Source organism: Actinoalloteichus caeruleus (assembly GCF_049311605.1).
Classification (GTDB): domain Bacteria; phylum Actinomycetota; class Actinomycetes; order Mycobacteriales; family Pseudonocardiaceae; genus Actinoalloteichus_B; species Actinoalloteichus_B caeruleus.
In genome coordinates, this window is record NZ_CP186005.1 from 749,144 (window position 1) to 760,433 (window position 11,290).

The window sequence follows — 11,290 nt, forward strand, 5'->3', positions numbered from 1 at the left end:
CGGCTCCTACCGCTTCGACTCGGAACCGGTAGCCCGGCCGGCCAGGCCGGAGCGGGCGCCGTGAGGCCGCGTCCCAGCGTCCGCGACCACCCGGAGAGCCCGACCCGCCGTCCGCGTCCTCCCAGGCACCGGCACCATCGACGGATGCCCGTGTTGAGAACCACCGCGTTGGTGGACGCCGAACCCGAGACCGTGGCCGCCGCCCTCCGCGACCGCCGGCAGTTCGTGGACGACCCGGCCGCCGGGGTGCGGATGCGGGCCGTCGACGGCCCCGGGCTGCTGGGAGCGGACGAGTCGATCTCCTTCCACGTCCGGGTGCTGCCCGGGGTGTGGATCCCGCTGCGCACGGTCCTCACCGAGGTGGGTGCGAGCGGCTTCCGCTCCCGCTCGCGGCCCGGGCCGTTCTTCGAGCGGCTCGAGCACCAGGTCACCCTCGCTCCCACCGGGGCCGGGGTCCTCGTCACCGACGAGGTGTCGTGGACGACGCGGTTCGGGCCGCTGGGCCGGCTCGTCGACGTCCTGATCGGCCGGCGGGTGGCGCTGCGGGTGTTGGGGGCTCGGGAACGGGCGCTCCGGGACCGGGCGCGGGAACTCGGGGCGGCCCGGCGGGTGGTGGGTGCCGCGATCGTGCGGGACGGTCGGTTGCTCACCCAGCGGCGTTCGTTCCCCGTCGAGGTCGCGGGACGTTGGGAGCTCCCGGGCGGGCGGGTGGAGAGCGGCGAGACCGACTGGGACGCCCTGCGCCGGGAGTGCGCGGAGGAGCTGGGCGCGGAGGTGACCGTGCTCGACCGGGTCGGACCGGATCTCCCGCTGCCCGGCGGGTCCGTCCTCCGGCTGTACGAGGCGGTGCTGGCCGAGGGCTCGGCGGAGCCCACCGCCGTGGAGCACCAGGGGCTGCGCTGGGTGTCCGGGGAGGAACTGGACGGACTGGACTGGCTGGACGCGGACCGGATCGTGCTGCCCGAGCTGCACGCCCTCCTCCGTCCCCTGGACAGCGAGGTGGGCTGACCCCTCATCGCCCGTGAGCGGCCCGCCGCCCCCGCCGCCTGGGAGGGTGGCGGCAGCTGGTCGCCGAAGGCGAAGGACGTCGCCGCGGCCGGTGACGTACTGCTGTTCGTCCCGTTGGGCGCCCTGCTGCCCCTTCGGTTCGCGAACCTGCGCGCCATCGCCCGCGATCACCCTGGTGGTGGGAACGCCTCCGTCCTCCTCGGATGTGTGCCCGGTGGCATTCCCGACGGTCCGGGTGGTGTCGCTGTACGACGTCCTCGTCAACGTCGCGGTCCGGGCGTTGGTGGTCCCTTCGGGTCGCCTCCTCCCGCGTTCGAGACCGATGGGACGTGGGGTTGAAGGCGGTCCGACTGGCCGTCCGTTTCCTGTCTCCACGACGCGACGGGAATGTGGTGCGGGTACCGCTGGCGTAGTGGGACGCGGTGAGTCCCAGTGCTGCCTCGGGGAGGTCCCGCTAGGGGTGCGTCGTCACATCGTCACATCGTCACATCGTCACATCGTCACGTCGTCTCGTGGTCGCCGTGGGATGCGGATACCTGGGGTGGGTGGATGGTTCGCCAGTCCAGGCCGTCCAGGGTTGAGCAACCTTCGAGCAGGCCGTGAGCCAGCTCGTTCGCGTCGGTCCGCGCGAGGAGGAGCGCGACCGGGTGCTCGGTGTCGAGGGTGTCCAGCGCGACGAGGTCACCGTCCCCTCCTGCCCCCGGCCGGACCAGCTTGCCCCCCGGCACGCAGTTGAGGTGGGTGACCAGACACTTTTCCGCTGTCAGTCCGACGACCGTGCCCGACCGGGCGTCGGTGATGAGCTCCGCGAGTGTCCGGGCCTGGGACGGCGCGAGGGCGATGGTGGTCGTGTGCAGGGTGAGGGCCAGCAGCCGGAGCGGGTCGATCTCCAACCGGCACGTGATGGCCGTCATGGAGCCGGCTTGGACGAGGTCGGCGGCCACGGTGATCCGCCAGTCCGTGTCATGGGACCTGGGCGGTGGGGGAGTGGTGTGGTGCATCGGAATCTCCAGAGCTGTCGGGAGGGAGGGGCGGGGCGGCGGAGAAGCCCACTTCGGGGCGGTCCGAGAGAAGGCGAGGAGGTGAGATCGCAGGGTTCGTGGCGACCGTGGCCCTGTGATGCCGCGACCCTCAGGGGCGCGGCCGGTCGAGATCGGGTGGTGCGGTACTCACGGCCGAATGGGCGTGGGGGGTGCTGAGGCGCAACAGAGCGACTCCCTCCGTGAGGAGGGTCGCGATCCGCTGAGCAGCGTCGATGTCGAACCGGGTCGTCCAGTCCGCGACTCCGGCGGAGGCGGGGAGCAGGCGCCACATCGTCCCCGAAATGCCCTCCTCCGGCGTCACGACGAGGGAGCAGCGGGGGCTCATCTCGTGTGCGACGGGGAGGCGCGTCGCGGTACCCGTGCGCAGCGCCGTCGCCAGTCGACGGGCCTCGTCACGTGCGAGCCCGATGCTTCCCGCCCTGGTGGAGCCCAGGCGCAGGACGACCCTGGTGCGGCTGTGATCCAGCTCGACCTGGCAGGTGGAGGTCGACCGCCGTTCCACGTCCCAGCCGGTCACGCGGTGGTACCAGCGGAAACGATCCTCGTCCAGCGGCGACAGGTCCGTGTTCACCGTTCGTCGCCGAACGTGAGTTGACCTGTGCGGCGGGCACGTCGTGTACCGCGAGCATGACCAAGCCGGATGGCGCTATACGAGTGCGTTCGAGATGCCAGGCAGGAGCGCCGGTTGTGGCGAAGCCGCGAGGACGGGGCGCATGGGGACAAACTCCCCCTTGTTCTCACGGGCGACATCAGAACGAGCGTGGGTACTCGCGGGCCTGGCAGCAACCTCCGGGGCTTCTGTCGTTCGTCGGTAACGTCCTGGAGGAGCTGCCCGCATGTGACGGCGAGGAGAACCACGTTCCGGCGATCCGAGACGCCTGGGCGACTCGGTCGGCTCGACAAGCCCCCACTTCGGGCGCGTACGGCAGTCAGCTCAACGACATCTCCTCTCGGGACGGTGGCTGAACAGGATGAGAAACGTGCCGCCCAGTTGAAGACCTTTCCCGTCTCGTGAAGGAAGGTGTGCAAGGTGGGGACTTCTGTTGCTAGCGGCCTGAGGCCGGGCAAGGTGAGTGCTGTCATCATGCGGACCCCTACTCGTCTTAGCGGGCCAACGCGGAAGGGGGCCCGCTGAAGTGATTGACCGGGACTCGTTTCTTTCGTGTCGGAAGAGTCGAATGCGGCTCGCATTAGTTGTTGTGATCTGATGCGTGCAACGCACTTGTCCGAAAGCATGCCGGCGCAATCCGAAGGGTGCAATGACCCGTGCGAGTGATGTACGCATCAGATGTAGGGCGCTAGGTTGTGATGCGTGAGTAGCATCGAAGGCAGGACACCCGTCGCTCAAGCGGTGGGCTCCGAGCTCCGCAGGATCCGGCTCGCGCGGCGGATGTCGGGACGGGAGTTCGCGGGCCTGTTGGGGATCAATCAAAGCACTTTGTCCCGTATCGAGAACGGGCACTCAGCCATCGCCCGCACTTTCGTCCTCGGCGCTCTGGCCCATTTGGGTGTCGCGGACGAGGAACGCGCACGAATCCTCGACATGATGCGCCCGGACGACGATCAGGCATGGCTCGCGCGGGGATCCGCCCTTCCCAAGGCGCTCGAGATGCTCATCCAGTTCGAACGCAGTGCGCAGGCCATCGTAGATGTCAGCCCGCTCTTGGTTCCCGGCCTGCTCCAAACGCGGGCTTACGCCACCGCTGTCTTCGAGTCCTCCGGCACCGCCCCGGGTCTTGTCGAGGAACGCGTGAACATTCGCATTCGCCGGAAGGCCGCCTTGGACAAGGCGGTCTGCGAGTTCCTCCTTGACGAAGCGGTGCTGGTGCGACCAGTTGGCGGGCACGCTGTGATGGCCGAGCAGCTCGACCACGTCGCGGACATCGCCGAAGCTGGACGAGCTGCGGTTCGGATACTCCCGTTCGATGTGGGTGGAACGGTCGCCCTCAACGGTGGATGGGTCATCCTTGCCGGGCACAACCGACGTCCGGCAGTCCATCTGGAGCACCTTCGGTCCGGTATCTGGGTCTTCTCGGAAGCGGACATCGCTGCCTTCGAACTAGCGACAGCTACTGTGCGTCGTGCGAGCCTCGACGAGGAGCGGTCTGTCCAACTCGTCAGGGGCTACGCCAAGCGCCACGCCATGGAGGAGACATGATGCGCGGAAGGTTGAGCGGCTGGCGGAAGAGCAGCCGGTCCGGTGCCGAATCCAACTGTGTCGAGGTGGGGTCGTCGGTGGAGTTGGGGGTGGTGGGGATTCGGGACACGAAGAACCGTGGTGGGGGCACGATCGTGGTGGGACGGGGTGCTTTCGCCGCCTTCGTCGACGCGGTGCGCTCCGGCCAGCTGGGCTGAGCGCGTTCGGAACCCCGCCCGAGGGGCCCTTCGGGGCAGGGCGGAGCCGAGGGTGGCCGGGTGGTGGTGACCAGCGTCTCCGGTAGGCGGCGGCCCTTGCCGCGCGGAGTTCACGACTGATCGGTCGGGCGCCGGGCAGCCGCCGGCGGGGCTCCCGGGCGCCTGTCCTCGACCGGGCACGCCGGTCGTCCCGCGACTGGAGCCGCGTCGCACTCCGCCGGAACGGCGACGACGGTGAGTAGCGCCCCGACAGCCTCCCGGAATGGCTTTCCTGCGTGGCGCGCTCCTCGTGCTGGCCGGCGTGGCGGGACTCGCGTCGCTGATCATGGTTTTCGTGCGGATGGAGGAGTCCTTCCGCCTGTCCCCTCTCCAGTGCCGTGGCAGTCAGATGAGCCGGGTGGGTCAACCGAACGCCGTCGATCTGAGCTTCTCGTGCGATTCCGACCAGTCCTTGCTGCTCGGCGCCCTGGGAATCGGGCTGTTCGGCCTGCTCATGGCGGTCATCGCCATCGCCCTCCGGCCCGCGTCGGCGGGCGTGCCCCGGCCACCCGCCCAGTCCTCGTACTACGCTGGTGGGGTTCCATCCACCGCCCAGCCCGGCGGCGCCGCCGGGCCCCCGAGCGGGGGTGCGCCCGCTGCGCCCGCCGGCTACCAGTACCACCAGCCGGGCCAGCAGCCGCCCCCGCAGTGACCGAGCGGACAGCGTTCGGCCACTTCACGTGCACTAGACTGGATCAGGCCGCGCGTGCGGGTCCGCCGGCGGTCCTCTTCCTCCACCAACATCGTCAGGAGTCTTCGCGTGCCTGCTCCCAGTGCCGTCGCCGGTGAGCTCACCAGGACAGACCTGCGCAACATCGCGATCGTCGCGCACGTCGACCACGGCAAGACCACCCTGGTGGACGCCATGCTGCGCCAGTCGGGGGCCTTCTCCGCCCGCTCCGAACCGGTCGACCGGGTCATGGACTCCGGTGAGCTGGAACGGGAGAAGGGCATCACCATCCTGGCCAAGAACACGGCCATCCGCCGGGAGACCCCGGACGGCGCGGTCACCATCAACGTCGTCGACACCCCGGGCCACGCCGACTTCGGTGGCGAGGTGGAGCGCGGCCTGTCGATGGTCGACGGGGTCGTGCTGCTGGTCGACGCCAGTGAGGGGCCGTTGCCGCAGACCCGGTTCGTGCTCCGCAAGACCCTCGCCGCCGGCCTGCCGGTCGTGCTCGTCGTCAACAAGGTCGACCGGCCGGACAGCCGGATCGCCGAGGTCGTCGAGGAGACCCACGACCTGCTGCTGGACCTGGCCGCCGAGGTCGGTGCCGACGACTCGGTCCTCGACCTGCCGGTCATCTACGCCTCCGCCCGGGCCGGCCGCGCCAGCCTGGAGCAGCCGGCCGATGGCGCGCTGCCCGACAGCGAGAACCTCGACCCGCTGTTCGAGATCCTGCTCAACCACGTGCCCGCGCCCACCGGTGACCCGGAGGCCCCGCTGCGGGCCCTCGTGACGAACCTCGACGCCTCGGCCTTCCTCGGGCGGCTGGCGCTGTGCCGGGTGCACGCCGGCCGCATCTCCAAGGGGGAGACGGTGGCGTGGTGCCGGGAGGACGGCTCGACCCAGAAGGTGCGGGTCGCCGAGCTCTTCCTCGCGGAGGCGCTGGACCGGGTCCCCGCCGAGCAGGCCGCCGCTGGCGACCTCGTCGCCATCGCCGGCATCCCCGACATCACCATCGGCGACACCCTCGCCGACGCCGAGAACCCCGAGCCGCTGCCGAGGATCACGGTCGACGAGCCGGCGATCTCCATGACGATCGGGGTGAACAGTTCCCCGATGGCCGGGCGCAACGGGGGCGGCAAGCTCACCGCGAGGCTGGTCAAGGGCCGGCTGGACGCGGAGCTGATCGGCAACGTCAGCGTGCGGGTGCTGCCCACCGAGCGTCCCGACGTGTGGGAGGTGCAGGGCCGTGGCGAGCTGGCCCTGGCCATCCTCGTCGAGCAGATGCGGCGGGAGGGCTTCGAGCTGACCGTCGGCAAGCCGCAGGTGGTCACCAAGACCGTCGACGGCAAGCTGTGCGAGCCGTTCGAGCGGCTCACCGTCGACATCCCCGAGGAGCACCTCGGGGCGTTGACGCAGCTCATGGCCAACCGCAAGGGCACCATGGAGCAGATGGGCGACCACGACGGTTCCGGCCGCATCAAGATCGACTACATCGTCCCGGCCCGAGGGCTCATCGGCTTCCGCACCGAGTTCCTCACCGAGACCCGGGGCACCGGCATCGCCAACCACGTCTTCGTCGGTTACGAGCCCTGGGCCGGCGAGCTCCGCACCCGGCACAGCGGTTCGCTGGTCGCCGACCGCACGGGAGCGGTCACCAGCTACGCGATGATCCAGCTGGCCGACCGGGGCACCTTCTTCGTCGAGCCAGGCGCGGCCGTGTACGAGGGCATGGTCGTGGGGGAGAACCCGCGCGCCGAGGACCTCGACGTCAACGTGTGCCGGGAGAAGAAGCTGACCAACATGCGGTCCTCCACGGGTGACGAGCTGGAGCGGCTGGCCCGACCCCGCAAGCTCGGTCTGGAGGAGGCCCTGGAGTTCTGCTCCGCCGACGAGTGCGTCGAGGTCGCCCCGGACGTGGTCCGGGTCCGCAAGACCGTGCTGGACTCCACGCAGCGGGCCAGGGAGCGGGCCCGCGCCAAGACCCGAGGCTGAGCGCACCACCCGGCGGTCGGCGGTCCCCCAGCGGGGCCGCCGACCCCGTGCGTCCGGCCCCGGAAGGGCGGACCGGCGCGGCGTGGCCGTGGACGCAACCGGGAGAACACACCACGCCGGATACGGTCACCGCTACGCTCGGGCTGCCGTCGTGCGCCCGACCCCTGACCCGCGTCCACCGCTGGCGGTCAGCGGACAGGTACCGGTCACCCGTCGGTGCCACTGTCGACCAGCGCAGAACCAGAGGAGAGCTCGATGGCCGGGTCAGCGCCGCACCGGTCGCGGTGCCGGGTCAGCGCGCTCCTCTCGGCGCTGGTGACAGTCGTCCTCGTCGCGGCGTGCACCAACACCCCACCGCCCCCGCTCGTCGATCCCACGCACACCGACCAGGTGCCCAGCGACCCGGTGCCCAACGAGGTCGTGGTGGGCGTCGACGAGCTGTCCGGTGGTTTCAACCCGCACCTGCTCTCCGATCTCTCCGCCACCACCACCGTGCTCGCCAGCCTGCTGCTGCCCTCGGTGTTCCGGCCGGGACCCGGCGGGGATCCCCGGCTCGACCGGTCGGTGGCCACCTCGGCGCGGGTGGTGGACGCCGAACCGTTCACCGTCCGCTACGTCCTCCGGCAGGACGCGTCCTGGTCGGACGGGGCTCCGATCGCCGCCGAGGACTTCGACTACCTGTGGCAGCGGATGCGCGCCGAACCAGGAGTGGTGGACTCGGCCGGTTACCGGTTGATCGACGAACTCACTTCGCGGAATGGTGGAAAGGTCGTCGAGGTCACCTTCTCCGAACCGTACCCGGCGTGGCGTTCGCTTTTCTCCGATCTGTTGCCGGCACACCTGCTCAAGGATGCTCCCGGCGGGTGGACCGGGGCGTTCTCGAACACGTTTCCGGTTTCGGGAAACGCGTTCACGGTCAACGTGATGGACCTGGAACGCGGTGAACTCATTCTGGAGCGCAACGACAAGTACTGGTACAACCCGGCGTCGCTGGACCGCATCGTGTTCCGGGAGGCCTCGCACAGCGGTCTGGCGTCCGCGCTGGACAGTGACGACAACCAGGCGGCCATGCTGCGGGCCGACGCCATCGCCACCGGCCTGCTCGCCGGCATCGGGACACCGCTGGACCGGTGGACGGTGCCCCGGTCCCACCGGGTGGAGGTGCTGTTCCGGCCGGCGAGCCCACAGCTGAGCGACCAACGGGTGCGGCGGGCGGTGGCCGCCTCGCTCGACCGCGACTTCCTCATCGCCGCCGGAGCCCGCAGCGGTCCCTCCGCCGACCTGCGCGCCGACGCGCAGCTGCGGTCCCCGGTCGACCCGGCGTTCGCGTCGACCCTCCCCGAGGACTCGGTGCTGGGCAGCGGCGATCCCGACCTGCTCGTAGAGCAGCTGTCCGAGGCCGGGTACGCCCTGGTCGACGGGCAGTGGCTGCGCAACGGCGTTCCCTTCGAGCTGGTGGTCGCGGCGCCGAGGGAGCAGGAGCCGTACACCTCCTTGGCCGGGCACGTGGCACGCCAGCTGCGGGACCTCGGGGTGGAGACCAGCCTGGTCACCCCGCCCGCCGACGAGCTGTACCAGATGTTGATGAGCGGGCAGCAGGGCGGCGGCGCGAGCGCCGGCACGGCCGGTGGCGAGGGCGAGAACCGGCCGATCGTGGACGTCGCGGTGGTGCCCCGCCCGACCGGCGGCGACGTCGCCACGGAACTGGCCTCCTGGTTCGGCTGCGTGCCGGCCGCGGTGGACGGCGCCCCGGTGCTCCCCGGCAACCCGGCGGGCTTCTGCGATCCCCAGCTCCAACCCGTCATCGACTCGGTCCTGACCGGGGGTACCCCGCTGTCCGAGGTCGAGGCCGAGCTCGAGGGCGCGCTCTGGCAGCGGGCGGTCACGCTCCCGCTCTTCCAACTGGCCGAGACGGTGGTCGCCACCGAGGAGCTCGACGGGCTGGCGCACACCAGACCGTTCCTCGGGCCGTTCTCCAGCGCCCTCCACTGGAGACGGGTCGGGGCCTGACGGAGTTCGCCTCCGCCTCGGGAACCCGTTCGCCGCGCGCCCCGGGAGGGTCGAGGGGAACCGGGCGCGGAATTGGGATCGGGCGGTGAGAAGAACACGCCCGTAACACCAGGGCAACAGTGTTCAAAAAACGGACGTGTCCGTTCGGTTAGTGGACGATAACCCTCCGCGTGCGAGGAGTCACCTTTTGGTCACGATCCAGTGTTCCCAGGTGACCGCCACCTGTCGCAGTTCTTACCGTTCCGCCAATGGCGAACCGGCTTCCGGGTTGGGCCGCTGATGGGTGGTTCGGGTCATGACCGTTGGTTGCGGTCCGCTGACCCAGTGCTAGGAGGGCACACCAATGAGGAGAACGAGGTCTGTCGCCGCGGTCGCGGTGACGATGAGCGCCGCGCTCGTGCTGAGCGCCTGCGGCGGCGGAGGCGGCGACAGCGACAACAACGGCGGTGGCGGGGGCGGCCTCAACGACTCCAGCGCGACCGGTGGGAAGGGCAACAACGGCGACGGCACCTACAACGTGCCGGAGGTCGAGCAGGGCGGCACCGTCACCGTCACCCACGACGCGGCCTACACGTCGTACAACAACGGCGCGCGCAGTGCCAACAACTTCAACAACACCCTCGTGTTGAACACGATGATCTCCGAGCCGTTCGTCGTCACCGACACGATGGAGATCCTGCTCAACGCCGACGTGATGGAATCGGCGGAGGTCACCAGCGAGGACCCGCAGATCGTCGAGTGGAAGATCCGCGAGGGCGTCACCTGGTCCGACGGTGAGCCCTGGGACTGCAGCGACTTCTACCTGTCCTGGTTCTCCAAGAGCAGGCTGGCCACCACCGAGGACGGCGGTGAGCTGTTCGCCCCGGCCTCCACCACCGGTTACGACATCATGACCGGCAGCTGCGAGGACGACCGCACCTTCGTCGGCGAGTTCTCCGAGACCTACGCCGACTGGACCGGGCTGTTCGGCAGCAAGGCGATCCTGCCGTCGCACATCCTCGAGCAGGAGACCGGCATCGAGGACGTCCTCGAGCTCAGCGCCGACAGCCCCCAGGAGGAGCTGGACGCGGCCGCCGAGTTCTGGAACGAGGGCTGGAACGGGTTCAACCCGGACCTGATGCCCTCCTCCGGCCCGTACATGTTCGACAGCTGGCAGCAGGGCACCTCGGTCACCGTGGTGCGCAACCCTGAGTGGATCGGCAACCCCGGCGGGCCCGACAGCATCACCCTGCAGAACATCGCCGACGCCAACGCCCAGGTGACCGCGCTCCAGGACCAGCAGGTGCACGTCATCGCGCCGCAGGCCAACAGCGAGACCGCCGAGCAGCTCCAGGCGCTGACCTCGCAGGGCGTCACCTACGAGGCGAAGGCCGGTCTGACCTTCGAGCACCTCGACATCAACCTCGCCAGGGAGAAGTTCCAGGACCTCGCCCTGCGCCAGGCCTTCGCGGCCTGCGTCGACCGCGAGGAACTGGTCGACAAGCTGCTGAAGAGCGTCGACCCGGAGGCCGCCCCGCTGGGCAGCCTGCTGTTCCTGCCCGAGGAGCCCGGCTACGAGGACCTCTACAGCGACATCACCGGCCAGGGCGCCGACGCCGCCAAGGAGATCCTCGAGGAGGGCGGCTGGACCCAGGGTGAGGACGGCGTCTACGAGAAGGACGGCGAGCGCGCCTCGCTGACCATCAGCCACACCGCGCTGGACCGCCGCACCGACTCGGTCGCCCTCATCCAGGGCACCTGCGCCGAGGCCGGCATCGAGGTCATCAACGACACCGACGACAACTTCCTGGACACCCGCGTCAGCGAGGGTGACTACGACGTGGCCCTGTTCGCCTGGGTCGGCACCCCGTACAAGGCCTCCAAGGCCTCGCTGTACAGCATCGGCGGCGGCCAGAACTGGAGCGGCTGGGAGAACCAGGAGGCCACCGACCAGTTCGAGACCGTGAAGAACAGCCTGGACGAGGACGAGCGGAACGCCGCGCTGTCCGCGGCCGACAAGGCCTACGCGGAGGACGTCCTGTCCATCCCGCTCTTCCAGGTGCCCGACGCCTGGGCCTACGCCGAGAACGTGGACCACGTCACCTACCAGGGCTCCGACGGTGTGACCTGGAACGCTGCGGAGTGGGAGGTCACTTCCTGACATCGGTCGCGTGACACGGGGCCGGGCCGACAG

The 11,290-nt window shown here is 70.0% G+C and carries 9 protein-coding genes; 7 read left to right on the plus strand and 2 right to left on the minus strand.

The annotated features are described in order from the left end of the window. Positions 1-144: 144 nt before the first annotated feature. The gene (locus ACOJVX_RS03350) at positions 145-1,008 is read left to right on the plus strand and encodes an NUDIX domain-containing protein (protein WP_103055740.1); all 864 of its coding nucleotides are present in this window, start codon (positions 145-147) and stop codon (positions 1,006-1,008) included. A 500-nt stretch (positions 1,009-1,508) separates the two neighbouring features. Here ACOJVX_RS03350 and ACOJVX_RS03355 read toward each other — a convergent pair whose 3' ends face one another. Together ACOJVX_RS03355 and ACOJVX_RS03360 are read right to left on the minus strand one after the other, a co-directional pair. Next, positions 1,509-2,009, minus strand: a complete 501-nt coding sequence (locus tag ACOJVX_RS03355; protein ID WP_418155412.1) for a hypothetical protein — start codon at positions 2,007-2,009, stop codon at positions 1,509-1,511. Between the two features lie 130 nt (positions 2,010-2,139). Continuing rightward, on the minus strand, positions 2,140-2,622 hold the full coding sequence (locus tag ACOJVX_RS03360) for a hypothetical protein (protein ID WP_422647241.1): 483 nt from the start codon (positions 2,620-2,622) through the stop codon (positions 2,140-2,142). A 741-nt stretch (positions 2,623-3,363) separates the two neighbouring features. On the opposite strand from ACOJVX_RS03360, the gene ACOJVX_RS03365 reads away from it, so the two are divergent. From ACOJVX_RS03365 to ACOJVX_RS03390, 6 genes are all read left to right on the plus strand, one after another. Continuing rightward, on the plus strand, positions 3,364-4,209 hold the full coding sequence (locus tag ACOJVX_RS03365; protein WP_418155410.1) for a helix-turn-helix domain-containing protein: 846 nt from the start codon (positions 3,364-3,366) through the stop codon (positions 4,207-4,209). After that, the gene (locus tag ACOJVX_RS03370; RefSeq protein WP_051712638.1) at positions 4,209-4,406 is read left to right on the plus strand and encodes a DUF397 domain-containing protein; all 198 of its coding nucleotides are present in this window, start codon (positions 4,209-4,211) and stop codon (positions 4,404-4,406) included. The genes ACOJVX_RS03365 and ACOJVX_RS03370 overlap by 1 nt, the downstream gene beginning before the upstream one ends. Before the next feature lie 262 nt (positions 4,407-4,668). After that, positions 4,669-5,097, plus strand: coding sequence for a hypothetical protein (locus ACOJVX_RS03375; RefSeq protein ID WP_418155409.1), 429 nt, complete (start codon positions 4,669-4,671; stop codon positions 5,095-5,097). A gap of 108 nt (positions 5,098-5,205) precedes the next feature. Next, positions 5,206-7,107 carry a translational GTPase TypA gene (typA, locus tag ACOJVX_RS03380; protein WP_026417317.1) on the plus strand — a complete coding sequence of 634 codons (1,902 nt, stop codon included), beginning with the start codon at positions 5,206-5,208 and terminating at the stop codon, positions 7,105-7,107. A 255-nt stretch (positions 7,108-7,362) separates the two neighbouring features. Further along, entirely contained in the window at positions 7,363-9,117 is a 1,755-nt protein-coding gene (locus ACOJVX_RS03385) for an ABC transporter family substrate-binding protein (RefSeq protein ID WP_422647242.1), read from the plus strand. Between the two features lie 343 nt (positions 9,118-9,460). Further along, positions 9,461-11,257: an ABC transporter family substrate-binding protein gene (locus ACOJVX_RS03390; RefSeq protein ID WP_418155406.1), complete on the plus strand. Its 1,797-nt coding sequence runs from the start codon at positions 9,461-9,463 to the stop codon at positions 11,255-11,257. The last annotated feature ends 33 nt before the right edge of the window (positions 11,258-11,290 follow it).